This is a genomic window from Streptomyces sp. NPDC126503, from assembly GCF_040302405.1.
Taxonomy (GTDB): Bacteria; Actinomycetota; Actinomycetes; order Streptomycetales; family Streptomycetaceae; genus Streptomyces; species Streptomyces gulbargensis.
The window spans coordinates 1-19777 of the sequence record NZ_JBEORS010000038.1 but is presented as its reverse complement, the minus strand read 5'-3'; the positions used below and the strand labels follow the sequence as shown (position 1 = coordinate 19777).

The following is a 19777-nucleotide window of genomic DNA, read 5'->3' as shown; positions in this document are numbered from 1 at the left end:
CGCCACAGGCAAACCGTTTCAGTATGAACACATGAACGAGGGGGAGTCCATCTCCGCGCGTAGACCCAGATTTCGGCCGCTTAGACTGAGCCGCATGACCGGCATTCTTTCGGGATCACCGAAGCACGAGGCACCCGAGCCCCTCGAAGGGCCGGTCGTCGGCACCATCACCGGCGGCACGATCCTCTGGTTCGTCCTCTTCCTCGTCCAGGTCCCCTTCTACGGCTGGTTCGAGGACCGGGACCTCGCCTGGTGGGTGTGGACCTGCCTGGCCGGCGGCGGGCTCGGACTGATCGGCATCTGGTACGTACGGAAGCGGGACGCGGCGATCAAGCGCCACGAGGCGGCGGCCCGCGCGGCGGCCCCGGAGGCCGGGTCCGGGAGCCAGTAGGGACCCGCCCCGGAGGCGTGTCGGGGTCGGTCCCGGGGTTCCCGGCCGGTTTGTCGTACCGGGGGACCATTTCCGTCCTCCCCCGGTCTGATCTTCCGGCCGCTCGGCGGGTGAACGCGCCCTTCCGGTCGTACCGTCGGAAGCATGACTCAGCGGGCGAAGATCGACACCGACGGCGGCGGGCCGACGGAGGCCGACCCTCCCGTCGTGCACCGGAACGCCGGCCTCACCTCCGCCGAGGTCGCCGAACGCGTCGCACGCGGCGAGGTGAACGACGTACCGGTCCGCTCCAGCCGCTCCACCGCCGACATCATCCGCGGCAACGTCTTCACCCGCTTCAACGCCATCATCGGCGTCCTCTGGGTGATCATGCTGTTCGTCGCCCCGATCCAGGACAGCCTCTTCGGCTTCGTCATCCTGGCCAACACCGGCATCGGCATCATCCAGGAACTCCGCGCCAAGAAGACCCTCGACGGGCTGGCCGTCATCGGCGAGGCGAAGCCGACCGTCCGCCGCGACGGCCTCTCCGGCGAGATCTCCACCTCCGAGATCGTCCTCGGCGACCTCATCGAGCTCGGCCCGGGCGACAAGGTGGTCGTCGACGGGGTCGTCGCCGAGGCCGACAGCCTGGAGATCGACGAGTCCCTCCTCACCGGCGAGGCCGACCCGGTCGTGAAGCAGCCCGGCGACACCGTCATGTCCGGGTCCTTCGTCGTCGCCGGCGGCGGCGCCTTCACCGCCACCAAGGTCGGCCGCGAGGCCTACGCCGCCCAGCTCGCCGAGGAGGCGTCCCGCTTCACCCTCGTCCACTCCGAGCTGCGCAGCGGCATCTCCACCATCCTCAAGTACGTCACGTGGATGATGGTCCCGACCGCGACCGGCCTCGTCATCAGCCAGCTCGTCGTCAAGGACACCGACGTCAAGAACTCGATCGCCCGCACCGTCGGCGGCATCGTCCCCATGATCCCCGAGGGCCTGGTGCTCCTCACCTCCGTCGCCTTCGCCATCGGCGTCATCCGGCTCGGCCGCAAACAGTGCCTCGTGCAGGAACTGCCCGCCATCGAGGGCCTCGCCCGCGTCGACGTCGTCTGCCTCGACAAGACCGGCACCCTCACCGAGGGCGGCATGGACGTCACCGAGCTGCGGGCGCTGAACGGCGCCGACGAGGCGTACGTACGGAAGGTGCTCGGCGCGCTCGGCGAGTCCGACCCGCGCCCCAACGCCTCCCTGCAGGCGATCATCGACGCCTACCCCGACGCCGAGGACTGGCGCTGCGTCCAGGCGCTGCCCTTCTCCTCCGCCCGCAAGTACAGCGGGGCCGCGTTCAGCGAGGGCAACGGCGAGGAGTCCGCCTGGCTGCTCGGCGCGCCCGACGTACTGCTGCCGCCCGGGGACCCGGCGCTCACCGAGATCGACCACCTCAACGAGCAGGGCCTGCGGGTCCTGCTGCTGGCCCGGACCACCCGCGAGCTCGACTCCCCGGACGTGGCCGCCGACGCCCGCCCCACCGCCCTCGTCGTCCTGGAGCAGCGGCTGCGCCCCGACGCCGCCGACACCCTCGCCTACTTCGCCGACCAGGACGTCGCCGCGAAGGTGATCTCCGGCGACAACGCGGTCTCCGTCGGCGCGGTGGCGGGCAAGCTCGGCCTGCCGGGCGCGCAGAACACGGTCGACGCGCGCAAGCTGCCCGACGACCGGGAGGAGATGGCGAAGGTCCTCGACGGGAACGCGGTCTTCGGTCGCGTCACCCCGCAGCAGAAGCGGGACATGGTGGCCGCGCTCCAGTCCCACGGGCACACCGTCGCCATGACCGGGGACGGCGTGAACGACGTCCTGGCGCTCAAGGACGCCGACATCGGCGTCTCCATGGGCTCGGGCTCGGAGGCGACCCGGGCGGTCGCGCAGATCGTGCTCCTGAACAACAGCTTCGCCACCCTCCCCTCCGTGGTCGCCGAGGGCCGGCGGGTCATCGGCAACATCACCCGCGTCGCCACCCTCTTCCTCACCAAGACGGTCTACTCCGTCCTGCTGGCCATCCTGGTGGTCTGCACCCAGGTCGAGTACCCGTTCCTGCCGCGGCACCTGACCCTGCTCTCCACCCTCACCATCGGCGTCCCGGCCTTCTTCCTGGCCCTCGCGCCCAACAAGGAGCGGGCGAAACCGAACTTCGTCCGCCGGGTGATGCGGTACGCGATCCCGGGCGGCGTCATCGCGGCGGCCGCCACCTTCACGACCTACCTCCTCGCCCGGCACCACTACACCGGCCCGGGCGCGCTGGACGCCGAGACCAGCGCCGCCACCCTCACCCTCTTCCTGGTCTCCCTGTGGGTGCTGGCGATCGTCGCCCGCCCCTACACGTGGTGGCGGATCGCCCTGGTCGCCACCATGGGCGGCGCGTTCCTCCTGGTCCTCGTCGTGCCCTGGCTCCAGGAGTTCTTCGCCCTGAAGCTGGTCGGCGTGACCATGCCGTGGGCGGCGGTCGCCGTGGCGGCGGCGGGAGCGGCGCTCCTGGAGGCCGCCTGGCGGTGGGTGGACCGGAAGGTCCCCGCGTAGGGCCTGCCGCCGCCTCAGCGGACGACGTCGAAGACGTTCTTCTGCACGCCGTTCGCGTACGCCTCGTGCTCGACCAGCCTCAGCTTCTGGGCGTCCTTGTCGGCGGCGCCGAAGAGGCGCTTGCCCGCGCCCAGCAGGACCGGGAAGACGAGCAGGTGGTAGCGGTCGATCAGCCCGGCGTCGCCGAGGGCGCGGGTCAGCGAGGCGCTGCCGTGGACGATGATCGGCGCGCCCTCGGTCTCCTTCAGGGCGGCGACCTCGTCCAGCGAGCGCAGGATCGCCGTCTCGCCCCAGTCCGTCACCAGGTCGCCCTCGCCGAGGGTGGTGGAGACGACGTACTTCGGCATCTCCTTGTAGCCGGCGAAGTCCTCCATGCCGGGCCACACGGGGCTGAACGCCTCGTAGCTGACCCGGCCGAGCAGCATCGCGCCGGCCTCCTTCTGCTCCCGCGCCTTGATCTCGTACGCCTCGGGCAGGAACTCCACGTCCTTGAAGGTCCACCCCGCGTTCCGGTAGCCGGCCTCGCCGCCGGGCGCCTCCACGACGCCGTCGAGCGAGACGAAAGCGGTGCTGATCAGGGTGCGCATTTCTCGGTCCTCCATCTTCGGTACCTCCTCGGCGGCCGGGGGCCCTGAGGGCTCCCCCGCGCCTGCTCCACCTCTCTGACCGGCGGCCCCCGCGAAACTCATCGGTGAGGGCCGCCCGCGTCCCGCTCCGCCTAGTCGAACCACCTGTCGCGGGCCAGTTCCGCCGTGCGGGAGGGGTCCTCCAGGAGGGCGGCGACCTCGAAGCGGCGGGGCCACTGGGCGGTGGCCCACGCGAGGCCGGCGGCGACGCCCTCCAGGGTGGCGGCGTGGAGGACGCCGTCGGGAGTGAGGCGCCAGTCCAGTTCGCGGCCGGCCGCGCGGAGTTCCTCGTGCTCGATGTACGTGGCGGGGGTGGCCGGGCCGAGGAGGGCGTGGACGGCGGCCGGGACCTCGTGCTCCTCGCCGACCGTGCTCACCTCGGCGTCGACGGTCTCGCTCAGGCGCCGCACCTGGAGCAGGTCCGCCAGGTCGGCCGCCCTGGACGGGGAGACCGGCAGCAGCGGCAGTCCGGCCGTGAGCGGCAGGAGGTCCGGGGCGTCCGCGACGAGCGCCTCCGAGGCGTCCACCACGACGAGTTCGCCGTCGACGACCGCGCGCAGCTCGTCCGGCAGGGTCACCTGGTCCGGGTCCAGGTCGGCGAGGGCCGTGTAGAGGGCGTGCAGCTGGGCGCCGGTGACCTCGCGGGAGGGGTCCGCGAGCCGGCCGAGGAGTTCGGCCGCGCCGCCCGGCTCGTCCAGGAGCGCGGCGACGGAGGTGCGGACGCCGAGCGCCCGCAGGACCTGCTCGTCGTCGAAGCCGGTCGCGTCGGCGGAGTCGTACAGGCCGACGAGGAGCGGGTCGGTGCCGGCGGCGCGCAGGCCGGCGGGCCGGCGGCCGTCCAGGACGGGGTGGTCGCGCAGCCACCAGGCGGTGTAGGAGCGGACGTTCTCCGTGGTGCCGTCGGGCAGCAGGACCCGCACGGGCTGGATGAGGGCGTCCCGCAGCGGCGGCCGGGCGAGCAGCGCCAGGGCCTGCGGCCAGGCGTCGTCGTCCACCAGGTCCAGGTCGCGGACGGCCACGATCTCCGTCGCCACCGGCGGCACCGGGGTCATCGGCAGCCGGTCCAGGACGTCCTCGCACCACACGTCGACGGCGTCGAGGAGCCCGGCGTCGTCCGGTTCCGGGTAGTCGCCCTCGCGGGGCTCCACCTCGTCCGGGTCGAGGACGAGGTCGGTGGTGCGGACGAGGGCGAAGTTCGCGAGGACACCGCAGGCGGCGAGCGGCTTCTCGCCCCAGCGGGCGGCGAGGTCGGGGTCCACGAAAGGCAGTTCGTCCTCGCGCATGACGGCGGCGAAGGCCGAGCCGGGCACCACCAGCTCGCCCGCCGGCGCGAGTTCGCCGTCCTCGTCGGGCAGGGCGAGGGCGGCCAGCCACGGCTCGTCGCCCGGTTCGAGCTCCGCGTCCCGGACCAGGCCGAGGACGGTCTCGGCGAGTTCCTCGGCGTCCGGCACGTCCACGTCCTCGTCCCACACCTCGCCCACGTCGAGCGAGGCCGCGACCGCGAGCCGCACCTGGGGGGTGGTCAGGACGGCGCGGGGGGTCGCGGGAAGGGCCCCCAGCTTCTCCAGGAGCGGGTGCGCCGCGTCCGGGTGCGCCACCTTCAGGCCGAGCCGCGCCAGTTCCGCGGGTGTGCGGTCCTGCGGCAGCAGGACCTGCCGGGGGCCGACGGCGGTACGCACCCGGGTGCCGTCCTCGCCGGTGCCGGCGAGCGGCACGGGCAGGCCCGTCAGCCGGTCGGGGTCGACGCCCGCGAGGGAGTCGTAGAGCCGCCACCACCAGGTCGCCGGCCGGTCCACCCCGGCGAGCCGGTCGACGGCCTCGGTCAGCGGCACCCGGCCGATGCCGAGCGTCCGCAGCTCGGGCCGGCGCTCAAGGCCCGCCGGCAGCAGCGTCGGGAACACCTCGGCCATCACCCGTACGGTCTCGGCGCCGGCGCCCTCCACGACCTCCGCCTCGACCGGGCGGAGCGCCGGCAGGAACTCGGAGGGCACGGCCGGGGCCAGGAAGGCGACCCGGGGCAGCCGGTCGAGGATCGCCTCGCGCAGCGCCCCGTCCAGGTGGCCCTTGCCGAGCGGGCCGGGGACGAGGTCGAGCGCGGCGGGCGTCACCGGCCGCCAGTCGGCGAGCAGTTCGGCGTACGCGTCGGCCGCGCGCTGCACGAGGAACTCGGTGACCGGGCCGGGCGCCACGTGCCGGCGGGCCGTGTCGAGCGGGAGGGAGGCGATGAGGACGGCGGGGATGCCGAGGGGTTCGTCGGTGGGCGTCGGGGCGTGAACGACGGGGGCGCTGCGGGGGTAGCGGGGGGTGCCGTCGTCGTTGACGGGGACCGCCCAGGTGACGGACCAGTGGGGGCGCAGGCGCTCCTCGACCGGGCGGTCCCTGAGGAGATCGGCGTCGAGCGGGCCGCCGTGGGTGACGGCCCGCCAGCGGTGGGCGCCGGACGCCGAGTCCTCGATGTGCACGTAGCCGTCGTGCTCGGAACGGGTGAGGGTCCGTACGGTCCCGGCCGTCTCCACGACGATCTCGGTGAGACCCGAAAGGGTGAGCAGGAGTGTGTCGTCCACGGCCGCGAGGAGGCCTTCGGCGAGGGCCTGGGCGGCGGCGTCCCGCAGCGGGAGGACGACGACGGTGTCGTACCCCTCGGGGGCGGTGCCCTCGGCGGGGAGGGGCAGCCGGAGCAGCGGTACGTGGCCGTCCCTGCGGCGCAGTTCGTCGCCGAGGCCCGGGCTGTGGCGGGCCACGTCGGAGGCGAGTTCCCGGGCCTCCGCGAGGGACCAGCGGACGCCTCCGTGGCGGCCCAGGACGGCCGGCTCGTCGCTGACGGCGAGGACGGCGGCGAAGCCGACGCCGAAGCGGCCGACGGCGCCGGGGCCGTGCTCGCGCTTGGCGGAGGCGCGGAGGGTGGACAGCGACTCGACGCCGGCGGCGTCCAGCGGGGCGCCGGTGTTGGCGGCGGCGAGGACGGCGGGGCCGTCCGGGCCCGCCGGGTGCAGGGTGAGGCGGAGGCGGCCGGTGACACCGGCCCGGTGGGCGGCGTCGGCGGCGTTCTGGGCGAGTTCGACGACGAGGCGGTCGCGGTAGCCGCCGAGGGCGAGGTCCTCCTCGGCGTTGGCGTCCTCGCGGAACCGGGCGGGCGAGGCCGCCCAGGCGTCGAGCACGCCCCGCCGGAGCCGTGCGGTGCCGAAGGGGTCGCTTCCGTCGGTCGTCGTCCGGACGCTGACGCTCACGTCTGACTCCACTCTGCGGGGTGGTGTGTGGTGCGGGCCGGTGAGTACACCGGGGCCCGAAGGTACCGCGCCCGCCACCACCCCCGCGGCCCGTCGCCGGGCGACCCCGCCGGGCCCCGGGGCCGGGGCCCCGGGGTCGCCGCGCGGGGATCAGGAGTGGCCGAGGTCCTCGGAGGTCGCGTCGGGTTCCGTCGTGGAGCCGGAGTCCTTCGAGGGGCGGAGCGGGAAGACGTCCGCGGCCATCGAGTCGAGGACCGGCGGCGCCGGGCGCGGGGGCTTCGGCATGACCGCGGCCTCCGAGTGACCGCCGCAGCCGTACGACAGGGAGACGACCCGGCCGTCGGCCGGCGAGAACTCGTTGGCGCACACGCCGAACGCCTGCCGCAGCGAACCGGCCAGCGGCACCAGGAAGCCGCAGGACTCGCAGGACGCGGGCGCGGCCTGCGCCATCGGCGTCTTCGCGCCGAACGCCTCGTCCCAGCGGTCCGCCGCCACGTGGAGCCCGTAGCGCGAGAGGACCCGTGCCCGGCGCATGCCGAGCTCCTCGGCGACCGAGGCGATGGCCCCCCGCGACGGCGTGCGGTCGGTGATCTCCGCGTCCTCGGCGTCGAGGTGCTCGGCCATCTCCTCGGAGACGGCCGAGTTCGGCGGCGGCGCGTCCTCGCCCGTGTACCCCGGCTCCAGGCGCAGGTCGTCCTGCTCGGTGGGCAGCAGGTCGCCGGGGCCCATGTCGCCGGGCCGCAGCCGCTCGCTCCACGGCACCCACTCGGGGGCGAGGAGCGCGTCGGCGCCCGGCAGCAGGACGGTTTCGTCGAGCGTGATGTTCTTGGCGCGGGAGGCGCGGGTGACGGTGACGGCCCAGCGCCAGCCGCGGTAGCCCGGCTCACTGGACTCGAAGAAGTGCGTGACGACCCGGTCGCCCTCCGCGACGGCTCCGGCGTACTCCCCGACGACTCCGGGCGCGGCCGCCTCCTCGGCGGCCGCCCTCGCCAGGTCTACCGCCTCGGCGCACAGGCGGTCCGGGGTACGCGTGGCTCGCGGGGTACGCGGGGTACGGCTTCGCGTCGTCGCAGCACTCACAGGTCTCGCTTCTCTCCTACGCCGTCTCACGGGTGCGCCGGCCGAGGAGCGGGAGCGAGGCACCGGGCGGCGGGCGGAGCGGACCGGAGGGCCGCATCGACGTCCGCACCCGACCTGTCTCGCGCGTCTCGGGCACACCTATCGTCATCCATTCTGCGGGATGCCGAACAGGCGCGCGGCCGAGAGCAACCGCCGGTGGCGCGCTACGCACGCTACCCCGTTCGCGGGCCGCCGCCCACCTGCCCGCCCCAAGTGGCCCGCATCGCGGACGCCCGACACCGCGCCACGCCCGGGCTTCCACCCGTACGGAATCCGCCCGTGAACCGGTGCGGCAGCGTGCCGCCACTCGTACGACAAACCGTGCGGCGCCCGGGTCCCGAACCGTACGACTCCCCTTGCGGCGCCGCCCTTCCGGGCGGGTGCGGCGGCCCGTACGGAGACCCCGCGGCGCGGTGCGCGGCGGGGACTCCCCGGGCCCGGGCCGCGGGGACTCCACCCGCCGCGCCACGGTTCGGGGGGCGCACCCTTGGGGCACTATGACGGAGTGGCAGCCGCACGGTCCCACGAGCACGCCGGGCCGCTCCGTCGAGCGGGCCGGTCGGTCGGGCGTGCCCTGCACCTGCCGTTCACCGGTACGGCGCGCGGCATCCGGCGGGCGACGCACGCGCAGGGCGCGGGCGAGTCGGGCCTGGGCAAGCTGATCGAGCTGCACGCCGTGAACGGCGCCGGCGACGTCATGATCACCGTCGCCCTCGCCTCCACCGTCTTCTTCTCCGTGCCCACCGACGAGGCCCGCGGGCGGGTCGCCCTCTACCTGGCCGTCACGATGGCCCCCTTCACCCTGCTCGCGCCCGTCATCGGCCCGCTCCTCGACCGCATCCCGCACGGGCGGCGCGCCGCCATGGCGGGCGCGATGCTCACCCGCGCGGTGCTGGCCGTGATGATGTCGGGCGCGGTCGCCACCGGCGGCCTGGAGCTGTATCCGGCGGCGCTCGGCGTGCTGGTGGCCTCGAAGGCGTACGGAGTGGTCCGCAGCGCGGTCGTCCCCCGGCTGCTGCCCTCGGAATTCTCCCTGGTCAGAGCGAACTCACGGGTCACCCTCGCCGGGCTCCTCGCCACCGGTGTCGCCGCGCCCGTCGGCGCCGGGCTCCAGATGGTGGGCCCCGGCTGGCCGCTGTACGGGGCGTGCGCGCTGTTCCTGCTCGGCACGTTCTGGGCGCTGCGGATGCCGCACAAGGTCGACTCGGCCAAGGGCGAGCGGCGGGCGCACCTGCTGACGCACGGGGAGCGCAGGCCGAGCCTGCGGACGGTGGGCCCGTCCGTCCTGCACGGCCTCCAGGCGAACGCCGCGCAGCGCATGCTGGCGGGCTTCCTCATCTTCTTCCTGGCGTTCCTGCTGCGCGAGCATCCGCTGTCGGGGCAGAGCGCCGCCGTCTCCCTGGGCATCGTCGGGGTGGCGGCGGGCGTCGGCAACGCCTGCGGCACGGCGGTCGGCTCGCTGCTGCGGGACCGGGGCCACCGTCCCGAGACCATCATCGCCACGATGATCACGACGGTGTTCACGGCGGCCGTCTGCGCGGCCGTCTTCTTCGGCGGCCTGATGGTCGCCGTGCTCGGCGCGGTCGCCGGTCTCACCCAGGCCCTGTCGAAGCTGTCCCTGGACGCGCTGATCCAGCGGGACGTGCCCGAGCAGGTGCGGACCTCGGCCTTCGCCCGGTCGGAGACCGCGCTCCAGATGGCGTGGGTGGTCGGCGGCGGCATCGGCATCGCCCTGCCGCTGAGCGGCCCGCTCGGCATGGCGGTCGCCGCCGCGATCCTCGGCCTGGGCGCGCTCCTCGCCGTCCGGGGGCTGCTGTCGGCGGCCCGCCGCCCCCGCTCCGGCGCCGAGGGCCGCACCCCGAACCGGGTGGCGTAGGGGGTGTCCGGGGGGTCGGGGCGGCGGCACGCCGTACCCCCGCGTGGCGCGGGCGGCGCGGCCCGATAGCCTTCGGCTCATGACCGTTGCGTTCTTCACCGGCTCGCGCCGCCGGGCCGCCGTCGCCCTCGGGGCCGTCTCCGCCGGGCTCCTCGTCCTCTCCGCATGCGACAAGCCGACTCCGCTCGCGACCGTGACGGTCGGGACCGACTCGGTCCACTCCGAGGCCGCCTGCTACAACGGCGGTGAGGCCATCAAGGAGTCGCAGATCCAGCAGTGCCTCAACAAGAAGGCCGAGAAGTCCATCACCGTGGCGATGGACGACAAGATCCGTTTCGGGGTCGACCCCGAGATCGCGGACCACGGCTGGACCATCTTCCTGGGCGGCCAGCAGGCCGAGCCGGAGCCGTACAAGAAGACGTACCGGACCATTCCGGCCAGCGCCTTCTTCTCCAGCCAGAGCGGCGAGAGCACCAACACCACCCAGGTGACCATCGTCGAGAACACCGGCAAGAAGCTGACCGGCATCTGGCACTTCCAGCTGAAGAAGGACTCCTGAGTCCGACTCCTGATCCGGCGGTGACCCGCCGGATCCTGATCGTGACGGCCGTGGCGGCGGAGGCGGACTCCGTCGCCGCCGGCCTGCCGTCCGGCGCCCCGAGGGCCGTGCCCCTGCCGGGGGGCCTCACCCTGCGCCGCCACGCCTTTCTGCCGGCCGGTGCGTCCGGGGCCGTGCGGGTGGACGTGCTCGTCGGCGGTGTCGGCCCCGCGGCCGCCGCCGCCGCGACGGGTACGGCCTTGGCGACTGCGGCGCTGCGGGAGACCTCTCCTGCGGACGCCGTGACGGGAGCCTCCGCGCCCTACGACCTCGTCGTGTCCGCCGGGATCGGCGGGGGGTTCGAGCCGGTCGCGCCGCTCGGGTCGCTCGTCGTGTCGGGGGCGATCGTGGCCGCCGACCTGGGGGCCCAGACGCCCGACGGGTACCTGGCCGTCGAGGAGCTCGGGTTCGGGCGCTCCGCGCATCGGGTGCCCGAGGCGCTGACCCGGCCGCTGGCCGACGCCCTGGCCGGTTCGGGTCTGCCCTGCACCGTGGCGCCCGTGCTCACCGTCTCCACCGTCACCGGCACCGCCCGGCGCGCCGCCGAGCTGGCGGGGCGTCATCCGGGCGTGGCCGCCGAGGCGATGGAGGGCTTCGGCGTGGCCGAGGCCGCCGCCGCGTACGGCGTGCCCGTCGTGGAGGTCCGGGCCGTGTCGAACACGGTCGGCCCGCGCGACCGGGCCGCGTGGCGCGTCGGCGAGGCCCTGGGCGCGCTGCGCCAGGGGTTCGGGGAGCTGGCCGGCACCGGCTTCGCGGCGGTCCCGGACGCCCGGGCCGCCACCGGCTCCGTGCCGGACAGCCACGCCGTCCCCGCGTCCGCGTCCGGCTCCGTTCCCGACACCGGGTCGGGCTCCGTTCCCGACACCGCTCCCCGTCCCGGGTCCGCGTCCGGTTCCGGGCCCCGTCCCGGCTCCGTGGAGGCATCCGCGTGAAACTGAAGATCGCCTACTCGCCCTGCCCGAACGACACCTTCGTTTTCGACGCCTGGGCGCACGGCCGCGTCCCCGGCGCGCCGCGCCTGGACGTGACCTTCGCCGACATCGACGTCACCAACGGGTGGGCGGAGAGCGGCGCGGACGACCACGACGTGCTGAAGGTGTCGTACGCGGTGCTGCCCTGGATCCTCGACGAGTACGCGCTGCTGCCCTGCGGCGGCGCCCTCGGCCGGGGCTGCGGGCCGCTCGTGCTCACCCGTGACGCCGGCACCGGCGCCGACCTGGCCGGGCGGACGGTGGCCGTGCCGAGCGAGCGCTCGACCGCCTACCTCCTCTTCCGGCTGTGGGCGGCCGAGACCGTGCCCGGCGGGGTCGGGGAGGTCGTCGTGATGCCGTTCCACGAGATCATGCCGGCGGTCCGGGACGGCAAGGTGGACGCCGGGCTCGTCATCCACGAGGCCCGCTTCACGTACCGGAACTACGGGCTGCACTGCCTGGCCGACATGGGCGAGCACTGGGAGTCGACCACCGGTCTGCCGATCCCGCTCGGGGCGATCGTCGCCCGCCGCTCGCTCGGCGCGGACACGCTGCGGCGGCTCGCGGACGCGGCCCGCGCGTCGGTGCGGATGGCCTGGGACGACCCGGCGGCCTCGCGCCCGTACGTCCTGGAACACGCCCAGGAGATGGATCCGAAGGTGGCCGACCAGCACATCGGCCTGTACGTCAACGAGTTCACCGCCGACCTCGGCGAGCACGGCTACGCGGCGGTCCGCGGGCTGCTCACCCGCGCGGCGGCCGAGGGGCTCGTACCGCCCCTCGGCCCTGACGCGCTGTCGTTCCCCTGAGGCCCCCGAGGGCGGCCTCGGGCCGCCCGCGGCGGGCGCTACACGTCCAGCTGGTCGGCGACCGCCCGCAGCAGGCCGGCGATCTTCTTGCCGTGCGCCTTGTCGGGGTAGCGGCCCCGCTCCAGGGACGGCGTGATGTTCTCCAGGAGCGTCGTCAGGTCCTGCACGATGGACGCCAGCTCGTCGGGCTTGCGCCGCTGCGCGGCCGCGACGGACGGGGTGGGGTCGAGGACCGTCACCGACAGCGCCTGGTCTCCGCGCTGCCCGGCCACGACGCCGAACTCCACCCGCTGTCCCGGCTTCAGCGCCTCGACCCCGGCGGGGAGCACCGACGAGTGGACGAAGACGTCACCGCCGTCGTCGCGGGAGAGAAAGCCGAAGCCCTTCTCACTGTTGAACCATTTGACCTTGCCGGTAGGCACGTCCGTCCTCGTCCTCGTACTCGTTGCTCGTCGGATGGGTATGGCAAACAGCGGGCCGACCGACCCGCCGCCACCAAGGTTAAGGGTCCGGGGACCGGTGACAAGACGCCGCCGATGTGGAGCCCCGGCCTGGGAACTACCCTGGCGGGATGCGTAGTGAAACCCCCGCCGCACCGGTGAACGACAGCGCCCCGGGCGACGGCCTCGTCAAGACCGGTGTGATCGTCTTCGCGGTCGGCGCGCTGGCGACGCTGGTCACCGTGGCTCCGCTGTTCCTCGGCACCGACCCGTTCCCCACGGTCGCGTACTGCGTGTCCATGCTCATGGGAGTCGGCTTCCTGCTGGCCGGCGCGGGCGTGCTGCGGTCGATCGCCGCCCAGCGCCGCCAGGCCCGAGCCGGCTCGGCCTCACCGGCTCAGGCCCGGTAGGAGTCCCACCAGGCGGGGAAGTCCGTCAGGTCCGGCAGGACCACGTCCGCACCGGCCTCGCGCAGCTCCTTTGGGGGGCAGGGACCGGTGGCGACGGCCACCGAGAGGGCGCCCGCCGCGGCCGCTCCGCGCACGTCGCCCACGTGGTCGCCGACGTACACCCCGGCGCCGTGGGCCCGCAGCGCCTCCGCCTTGCCCTCGGCCCACAGGCCGCCGACGACGGCGTCCGGCTCGATGCCGAGGTGGGCGAGGTGCAGCTCGGCGTGCGGTCCGTTCTTGGCGGTGACGACGAGCGTCCGCCCGCCCGCCGCGCGGACGGCGAGGATCGCCTCCCGCGCGCCCGGCATGGGCGGTGACGGCTCGACGGCGTACTCGGGGTAGAGGGCCCGGTAGCGGGCGGCCATCTCCTTCACCCGCGCCGCGGGCACCCAGTGGGCCATCTCGTGCTCCAGCGGCGGCCCGAGCCGGCTGACGACGAGGTCCGCGTCCACGGGCACGCCGTACGCGGCGGAGAACGCCTCCCAGGCCGCCTTGATGCCGGGGCGGGAGTCGATCAGCGTCAGGTCGAGGTCGAAGCCCACGGTGAGCCGGGACGGGGGGACCGGGGTCGGCGACGAGGGCGCGGGAGCGGGCGACGGCGGCGGCGGGGCGGAGGTCATGGGGGCCATTGTGCCCGGGTGTTCGATTTCGGCCACCGGGCGCTGCTTAGACTGAGCCAAGCCTTACCGAACCCGCCCGCTCCTCCGGCCGCCGTTCCCGGGCGCCCGGCCGCGCACCACCCCCGATGGGTCTCCATGCCAGCCGCTCTCCGTTCCAGACGGGTCCTCGCGACCACGGCGGCTGTCGTCGCCCTGCTCCTCGCCGTCCTCCTCAGCCTCGCCGTGGGCGCCCGCGCCATCGCCCCGTCGGTGGTCCTCGACGCGCTCCTGCACGCCGCCCCGGGCGACGACGCCGAGGTCGTACGGCAGCTGCGGCTGCCCCGCACCCTGATCGGGCTGATGGTGGGCGCCGCCCTCGCGCTCGCCGGCACCGCCCTCCAGGGCATCACGCGCAACCCGATCGCGGACCCCGGCATCCTCGGCATCAGCCAGGGCTCGTCGGTGGCGGTGGTGTTCGCCATCGCCTTCCTCGGGGTGCACAGCCTGTCCGGATACGTGTGGTTCGCCTTCCTCGGCGCCGCGCTCGCCGCCGTCGCGGTCCATGCCATCGCCTCCGGCGGGCGCGGTGGTGCCACCCCGGTGAAGCTGGCGCTCGGCGGCGCCGCGGTCAATGCGCTGCTGCTCTCCCTCACCACCGGCGTCCTCACCACCAAGGCCTCGGCCCTGGACGAGTTCCGGTTCTGGCAGATCGGCTCCCTCGACGGGCGCGACGCCACGATCGCCGGGCAGATCTGGCCGTTCCTGCTGCTCGGGGCGGTTCTGGTGGTCTCCGTCGCCCGGGGCCTGGACGCGCTCGCGCTCGGCGAGGACGTGGCGAAGGGGCTCGGGCAGCGGGTCGCGACGGTCCGGATCGTCGGCGGCGCCGGTGCCACCGTCCTCACGGGCGCGGCCGTCGCCGCCGCCGGGCCCGTCGCCTTCGTCGGCCTCGCCGTCCCGCACATCGCGCGGGCCGTCGTCGGCTCCGACCACCGGTGGGTGCTGCCGATGGCCGCCCTCGTGGGGCCCGTGATGGTCCTCGTCGCCGACGTCGCGGGCCGGATCGTCTTCCCGCCCGGCGAGGTGCCGGCCGGCGTGATGACCGCCCTGATCGGGGTGCCGTTCCTGGTCACCCTGGTGCGCAGGAAGGCGGTGCCCGCGTGACCGCCACCGCCACCGCCACGGCCGGGAAGCGGCCCGCCGTCCGCCCCGCCGGGTACGGGCTCGTCCGTGCCGGCCGCTCCTCCTTCCTGGTCCACCGGCGCTCGGCCGCCGTCGCCACGGGCCTGCTGCTGCTCCTGGCCGCCGCCTCCGTCGCGTACCTCTGCGTCGGGGAGCGGTTCGTCGAACCCGCCGAGGTCGTACGGGTGCTGCTCGGGCGGGACTCGCCGGCCGCGTTCGTGGTGGAGGAGCTGCGCGAGCCCCGGCTCGTCGTGGCCCTCGCCGTCGGCGCAGCCTTCGGCGTCGCGGGCGCCCTCATCCAGACCGTGGCCCGCAACCCCCTGGCCTCCCCCGACATCATCGGCATCAGCCAGGGCGCCGGGGCGTTCACCGTCGCCGCGATGACCTTCGGCCTCACCTCGTACACGGCGCTGCCCTACCTGTCGATCGCGGGCGGCGTCCTCGCCTCCGCGCTGGTGTACGCGTTCGCCTGGCGCGGCGGGCTGCACGCGACCCGCTTCGTGCTCATCGGCATCGGCTTCGCCATCGCGCTGCGGTCCCTGACGACCCTGTTCATGACCAAGGGCGACTACCTGGTGGCCCAGCAGGCGCAGATCTGGATGACCGGCTCCCTCAACGGGCGCGGCTGGGACGAGTCCGCCCCGATCCGCTGGACGCTCCTGATCATGCTGCCCGCCGTCCTGTGGGCGGCCCGCGCGCAGCGGACGGTCTCTCTGGACGATTCCACGGCGACCGCCCTCGGCGTGCGGCTCGGGCGGGTACGCCTCGGGCTCGTCGCGGTCGGCGTCGTCCTCGCGTCGGTCGCCACGGGCGTCGCGGGACCGGTCGACTTCGTGGCGCTGCTCGCCCCGCAGATCGCCCGGCGCATGACGCGGACCGCGCAGATCCCGCTGCTGTGCTCGGCCCTCATGGGCGCGGCGGTCGTGGTCCTCGCCGACCTGCTCGGCAGGCGGCTGTTCTCGCCGGTCGAACTGCCGGTGGGCGTCCTCACGGCGGCGGTCGGCGCCCCGTATCTGATCTGGCTCATCGTCCGGAGCCGTACCGCAGGAGGCAAGGCGTGAGTGATCCGGTTCCCGGTACGAAGGGCGGCGCGGGTACGGCGGGTGGCGCGGGTGGCGGCCGGCTGGCCGCGCGCGGGCTGACCCTCGCCTACGAGGACCGCACGGTCGTCCACGAGCTGGACCTGGCGATCCCCGACGGCGAGGTCACGGTGATCGTCGGCCCGAACGCCTGCGGCAAGTCCACCACCCTGCGGGCCCTCGGCCGGCTCCTCAGGCCCGCCGGCGGGGCGGTGCTCCTCGACGGCCGGGAACTCGCCCGGCTGCCCACCAAGCGGATCGCCCGCGCGATCGGGCTGCTGCCGCAGACGCCGGTCGCGCCCGAGGCGATCACCGTCGCGGACCTGGTGTCCCGGGGCCGCCAGCCGCACCAGGCGTGGTGGAAGCAGTGGTCGGAGGAGGACGAGCGGGCGGTCGTCGAGGCCATGGAGCGCACGGACGTGGCCGCGCTCGCCGACCGGTCCGTGGACGAGCTGTCGGGCGGGCAGCGCCAGCGCGTCTGGATCGCGATGGCCCTGGCCCAGGAGACGGACCTGCTGCTCCTGGACGAGCCGACCACCTATCTGGACATCGCCCACCAGGTGGAGGTCCTGGACCTGGTCCGCCGGCTCAACCGGGTCCGGGGCCGGACGGTCGTCGTCGTCCTGCACGACCTGAACCAGGCCGCCCGGTACGCCGACCACCTCGTCGCCATGAAGGAGGGCCGGATCGTGGCGGAGGGCGCGCCCGGCGACATCGTGACGGCGGACCTCGTGCGCGAGGTCTTCGGCCTGGACGCGGTCGTCGTCCCGGACCCGGTGACCGGATCGCCGCTGGTGGTGCCGGGCGCGCCGTGGCGGGCGGACGTGGACGCGGACGCGGAGGTGACGGTCACGGGCTGACGCGGGGCGTGCCGGTCCTCCGGGTGACGCCCGGACGCGGCGGCCGTGGGCCGAGGTCCGGTGGACGGCTCACCCCAAGGGGGTCGGGCCCCGGGGAGAGGGGCGGACCGCGCACGGGTCTTCCCGTCGGGGAGGGCTCGGCGGGGACAGCACCGCACCGGGAACCGAAGGCCCGGCCAGGACGGCACCGCCCGACGACCGGGGGCCGGGCCCCGCCGCGCGGACGGACACGAAACCGACGCTCACCACTGAACCCCGGCGGCCGGACGGCCCGGCCGGAACACGAGGACCGGGCAGGGGCCGCACACCGGTCGACCCGGCCAGGACGGCACCGCCCGACGACCGGGGGCCGGGCCCCGCCGCGCGAGCGGACACGAAACCGACGCTCACCACTGAACCCCGGCGGCAGGCCGGCCGGGACACGAGGACCGGGCGGGACCACGCACCCGCCCGGCCGGGGGGTCGGGCCGGTCAGCGCCTGCGCGAGCGCCAGATCAGGAACAGGGCCGAGGCGACGGCCGCGCCGCGCAGGACCCACGGCCAGGTCTCGCCGATCGCCGCGCCCATCGCCTCGCCGCCTCCCTCGAGCGGGGCGCCCCAGCGGCCGTCGACGCGGCCCCACAGCCAGGCGATCCCGCCCGCCGCCGCCAGGCCCGGCAGGACCAGGACGGCCGTCTTGGTCTCGGCGGGCGTGAGGCGGCGGGAGGCGTACGCGAGGAGCCAGCCGGCCGCGAGGGCGAGGAGCGAGCCGAAGGCGGCGCCGCCGAGGAGAAGCAGGGCGGCGAGGAGGACGAAGGGGTTGGCCAGGCGCGGGCGGGCCCGGCCGGTCTCCACGGCCACCGGTCCCGCGGCCCGCGCCTCGTCCTCGCCGGCGGCCGGGGTCCCGTCCGGCCGGCGCCGGCGCAGCAGGCGTGCGAGCCGGCCCCGCTTCTCGCCGTCCCCGTCCGCACCCTCCGGCTCCTCCGCGTCGTCCTCCGGGACCGGCGGGGCGAAGAGTTCGGGGGCCTCGATGCCACCGTGGAAGCCGGGCGGCAGGGCCTCGGGTTCGCCGGCCCGCCACCAGTCGGTCTCCCCGTCGGCGGCAGGGTCGTCGTCCCCGGCCGCCGGGGGCCCGCCCGTACGCGGCCGGGGGACGGAGGCCTTCGTGGCCACCGGACCAGGGGCGGGCTCCCCCTTCACCAGGGCGTCTCGCGGGCCCTCGCCCGGCTCACCGTCCGCCCCGCCGTCCGTCCGGCCCACGCGGTCCACGACCTCGTCCGGCGTGCCGAGCGAGCCGAGGATGCCCCGTACCGCCGCCGGGTTCCGGCCGCCCCGCCCGGCCCGCCGCCGGTCGATCTCGTCCCGGAGCTCCGACACGAGGCGCGCCCGGTCGCTCGCGGGCAGGTGGCGCTGCTGCGCCACGTCGCCCACCCGGCTCAGATAGTCGAAGACCAACTGGTCGCTCTCGATGCCCATGCTGCCCCTCCACGGCCCGTGCGCCCGCTACGCGTCGACGGTAGCGCCTGTGTGCGCCCGATCAGGGGCTAACGTGGTGCGGATGGGGATCGGCGAGCTCGACCGGGAGGCGCACGTGCCGCAGGGACGTCCCGAGGGGAACGGCGCCGCCGCGCCGCCGCGCACGCTCGCGGAAGCGCTGCGCGCGCGGGGTGACGAAGGGCTCGCCGCGCTCCTGCGCGCCCGCCCCGACCTGCTGTCGCCGGTCCCGAACGACCTGACGCAGCTGGCCACCCGCGCCGGCACGCGCGGCTCGGTCGTCCGCGCCCTGGAGCGGCTCGACCGGTTCGCGCTCCAGACGGCCGAGGCGCTGGCCGTGGCCCCGGACCCCGCCCCGTACCCCGTCCTCCTCGCGCTGCTCACCGGTGACGAGGGCGACGCGGAGATCGAGGCCGCGCTGCCCGGCGCGGTGGCGCTGCTGCGCGAACAGGCGCTGGTGTGGGGCGAGGACGAGCGGCTGCGGCTGGTGCGGACCGCGCGGGAGCTGCTGGCGCCCTCGCCTCAGCACCCCTCCCCGACCGGCCTCGGGCCGACGGTCGCCGAGGCGACGTCCGGCATGTCGCCGGGCCGGGTGCAGGAGATCCTGGCCGCGGCCGGGCTGCCCGCGACGCACGACCCGGTCTCGGCGGTCGCCGCCCTCACGGAACTCTTCACCGACCGGACGCGGATGGGCGCGCTCCTGGACACCGCCCCGCCGGAGGCCCTCGCGGTCCTGGACCGGCTGGTGTGGGGTCCGCCGTACGGCGAGGTGACGGCCGACCCGGCCCCGCCGGTGCGCTGGCTGCGCGACCGGGGCCTGCTGCTCCCGGTGTCGCCGCGGACGATGGTGCTGCCGCGCGAGGTGGCGCTGCATCTGCGGGGCGGGCGGGCGCACCGGCACCCGGAGCCGGTGCCGCCGCGCCCGGCGGTGCTGCGCGAGTACCGTCCCCAGGTGGTGGACAGCGCCGCCGCCGGGCAGGCGTACGCGGCGCTGGCCACGGTCGAGGAGCTGCTGAAGTCCTGGGACCGGGGCGGCCCGCCGGTGCTGCGCGCGGGCGGCCTGGCCGTACGGGACCTCAAGCGGACCGCCGCCGCCCTGGACGTGACCGAGCCGGTGGCCGCGTTCTGGCTGGAGCTCTGCCACGGGGCGGGGCTGCTCGCCTCGGACGGTGAGGCGGACGAGCGGTACGCGCCGACCCCCGCCTACGACGACTGGCTCGACCTGCCGCCCGCCGAACGCTGGGCGCGGCTCGTCACCGCCTGGCTCACCGCGACCCGCACCTCCGGCCTGGTCGGCGGGCAGGACGCGCGCGGCCGGACCCTGTCGGCGCTCGGCCCCGACCTGGACCGGGCGCCCGCCCCGGAGGTCCGCCGCCGGGTCCTCACCCTCCTCGCGGCGCTGCCGCCGGGCTCCGCCGCCGAACCGGAGACGGTGCTCGCCCGGCTGGCCTGGGAGCGGCCGCTGCGGAGCGCGGGCGCGGCGGCCGCTGCGGCGGGTGCCCCGGCACGACTGGGGCGAGAGCTGGCT

Annotated in this window: 15 protein-coding genes and 2 pseudogenes; 11 read left to right on the top strand and 6 right to left on the bottom strand. The window is 75.4% G+C overall.

The window, feature by feature from the left end; translation table 11 throughout:
* Positions 1-94: 94 nt before the first annotated feature.
* Together ABTY40_RS29555 and ABTY40_RS29550 are read left to right on the top strand one after the other, a co-directional pair.
* The gene (locus ABTY40_RS29555; RefSeq protein WP_502990708.1) at positions 95-391 is read left to right on the top strand and encodes a DUF2530 domain-containing protein; all 297 of its coding nucleotides are present in this window, start codon (positions 95-97) and stop codon (positions 389-391) included.
* Between the two features lie 144 nt (positions 392-535).
* A complete protein-coding gene (locus ABTY40_RS29550; protein WP_352062318.1) occupies positions 536-2944 on the top strand; it encodes an HAD-IC family P-type ATPase in 2409 nt (802 codons plus the stop codon).
* Between the two features lie 14 nt (positions 2945-2958).
* Here the strand turns inward: ABTY40_RS29550 and ABTY40_RS29545 are convergent, their stop codons facing one another.
* The 3 genes from ABTY40_RS29545 to ABTY40_RS29535 all read right to left on the bottom strand — a co-directional run bounded on the left by ABTY40_RS29545 (position 2959) and on the right by ABTY40_RS29535 (position 7877).
* Positions 2959-3531, bottom strand: coding sequence for a dihydrofolate reductase family protein (locus tag ABTY40_RS29545; RefSeq protein WP_352062333.1), 573 nt, complete (start codon positions 3529-3531; stop codon positions 2959-2961).
* A 131-nt stretch (positions 3532-3662) separates the two neighbouring features.
* Complete coding sequence (locus ABTY40_RS29540) at positions 3663-6809, bottom strand: sacsin N-terminal ATP-binding-like domain-containing protein (protein WP_352062317.1); 3147 nt, start codon at positions 6807-6809, stop codon at positions 3663-3665.
* A gap of 138 nt (positions 6810-6947) precedes the next feature.
* A complete protein-coding gene (locus ABTY40_RS29535; protein WP_352062316.1) occupies positions 6948-7877 on the bottom strand; it encodes a DUF3027 domain-containing protein in 930 nt (309 codons plus the stop codon).
* A 544-nt stretch (positions 7878-8421) separates the two neighbouring features.
* Between ABTY40_RS29535 and ABTY40_RS29530 the strand changes: the two genes are divergently transcribed.
* The 4 genes and pseudogenes from ABTY40_RS29530 (at position 8422) to ABTY40_RS29515 (ending at position 12170) form a co-directional block, all read left to right on the top strand.
* Entirely contained in the window at positions 8422-9792 is a 1371-nt protein-coding gene (locus ABTY40_RS29530) for an MFS transporter (RefSeq protein ID WP_352062315.1), read from the top strand.
* A 79-nt stretch (positions 9793-9871) separates the two neighbouring features.
* Positions 9872-10351 (top strand): DUF2771 domain-containing protein, encoded by a 480-nt coding sequence (locus tag ABTY40_RS29525; RefSeq protein ID WP_309052294.1) that lies wholly within the window; start codon positions 9872-9874, stop codon positions 10349-10351.
* Positions 10321-11130, top strand: a pseudogene (locus tag ABTY40_RS29520) (futalosine hydrolase); the annotation flags it as partial. The gene ABTY40_RS29525 and the pseudogene ABTY40_RS29520, both read left to right, overlap by 31 nt.
* A gap of 188 nt (positions 11131-11318) precedes the next feature.
* On the top strand, positions 11319-12170 hold the full coding sequence (locus ABTY40_RS29515; protein ID WP_352062314.1) for a 1,4-dihydroxy-6-naphtoate synthase: 852 nt from the start codon (positions 11319-11321) through the stop codon (positions 12168-12170).
* A 38-nt stretch (positions 12171-12208) separates the two neighbouring features.
* Here ABTY40_RS29515 and ABTY40_RS29510 read toward each other — a convergent pair whose 3' ends face one another.
* Positions 12209-12592: a cold-shock protein gene (locus ABTY40_RS29510; protein ID WP_352062313.1), complete on the bottom strand. Its 384-nt coding sequence runs from the start codon at positions 12590-12592 to the stop codon at positions 12209-12211.
* A 149-nt stretch (positions 12593-12741) separates the two neighbouring features.
* On the opposite strand from ABTY40_RS29510, the gene ABTY40_RS29505 reads away from it, so the two are divergent.
* On the top strand, positions 12742-13020 hold the full coding sequence (locus ABTY40_RS29505; RefSeq protein ID WP_352062312.1) for a hypothetical protein: 279 nt from the start codon (positions 12742-12744) through the stop codon (positions 13018-13020).
* On the opposite strand, the gene ABTY40_RS29500 is transcribed toward ABTY40_RS29505, so the two are convergent.
* The gene (locus ABTY40_RS29500; protein WP_352062311.1) at positions 13008-13688 is read right to left on the bottom strand and encodes an HAD family hydrolase; all 681 of its coding nucleotides are present in this window, start codon (positions 13686-13688) and stop codon (positions 13008-13010) included. The two genes, ABTY40_RS29505 and ABTY40_RS29500, sit on opposite strands and share 13 nt — an antisense overlap.
* Before the next feature lie 126 nt (positions 13689-13814).
* Between ABTY40_RS29500 and ABTY40_RS29495 the strand changes: the two genes are divergently transcribed.
* The 3 genes from ABTY40_RS29495 to ABTY40_RS29485 all read left to right on the top strand — a co-directional run bounded on the left by ABTY40_RS29495 (position 13815) and on the right by ABTY40_RS29485 (position 16776).
* Positions 13815-14819 (top strand): FecCD family ABC transporter permease, encoded by a 1005-nt coding sequence (locus tag ABTY40_RS29495; RefSeq protein ID WP_352062310.1) that lies wholly within the window; start codon positions 13815-13817, stop codon positions 14817-14819.
* On the top strand, positions 14816-15898 hold the full coding sequence (locus ABTY40_RS29490) for a FecCD family ABC transporter permease (RefSeq protein WP_352062309.1): 1083 nt from the start codon (positions 14816-14818) through the stop codon (positions 15896-15898). The genes ABTY40_RS29495 and ABTY40_RS29490 overlap by 4 nt, the downstream gene beginning before the upstream one ends.
* A 62-nt stretch (positions 15899-15960) precedes the next feature.
* Positions 15961-16776 (top strand): ABC transporter ATP-binding protein, encoded by an 816-nt coding sequence (locus ABTY40_RS29485; RefSeq protein ID WP_352062332.1) that lies wholly within the window; start codon positions 15961-15963, stop codon positions 16774-16776.
* A 471-nt stretch (positions 16777-17247) separates the two neighbouring features.
* Here the strand turns inward: ABTY40_RS29485 and ABTY40_RS29480 are convergent, their stop codons facing one another.
* The gene (locus tag ABTY40_RS29480) at positions 17248-18231 is read right to left on the bottom strand and encodes a hypothetical protein (RefSeq protein ID WP_352062308.1); all 984 of its coding nucleotides are present in this window, start codon (positions 18229-18231) and stop codon (positions 17248-17250) included.
* A gap of 82 nt (positions 18232-18313) precedes the next feature.
* Here ABTY40_RS29480 and ABTY40_RS29475 point away from each other — a divergent pair.
* Positions 18314-19777: pseudogene (locus ABTY40_RS29475) on the top strand (DNA-binding protein); the annotation flags it as partial.

Bases quoted from the DNA above. Each gene is read 5' to 3' on its own strand.
- ABTY40_RS29500 (WP_352062311.1), bottom strand. From the start codon at position 13,688: ATGGCCCCCATGACCTCCGCCCCGCCGCCGCCGTCGCCCGCTCCCGCG.
- ABTY40_RS29555 (WP_502990708.1), top strand. From the start codon at position 95: ATGACCGGCATTCTTTCGGGATCACCGAAGCACGAGGCACCCGAGCCC.
- ABTY40_RS29495 (WP_352062310.1), top strand. From the start codon at position 13,815: ATGCCAGCCGCTCTCCGTTCCAGACGGGTCCTCGCGACCACGGCGGCT.
- ABTY40_RS29505 (WP_352062312.1), top strand. From the start codon at position 12,742: ATGCGTAGTGAAACCCCCGCCGCACCGGTGAACGACAGCGCCCCGGGC.
- ABTY40_RS29550 (WP_352062318.1), top strand. From the start codon at position 536: ATGACTCAGCGGGCGAAGATCGACACCGACGGCGGCGGGCCGACGGAG.
- ABTY40_RS29480 (WP_352062308.1), bottom strand. From the start codon at position 18,231: ATGGGCATCGAGAGCGACCAGTTGGTCTTCGACTATCTGAGCCGGGTG.
- ABTY40_RS29545 (WP_352062333.1), bottom strand. From the start codon at position 3,531: ATGCGCACCCTGATCAGCACCGCTTTCGTCTCGCTCGACGGCGTCGTG.
- ABTY40_RS29525 (WP_309052294.1), top strand. From the start codon at position 9,872: ATGACCGTTGCGTTCTTCACCGGCTCGCGCCGCCGGGCCGCCGTCGCC.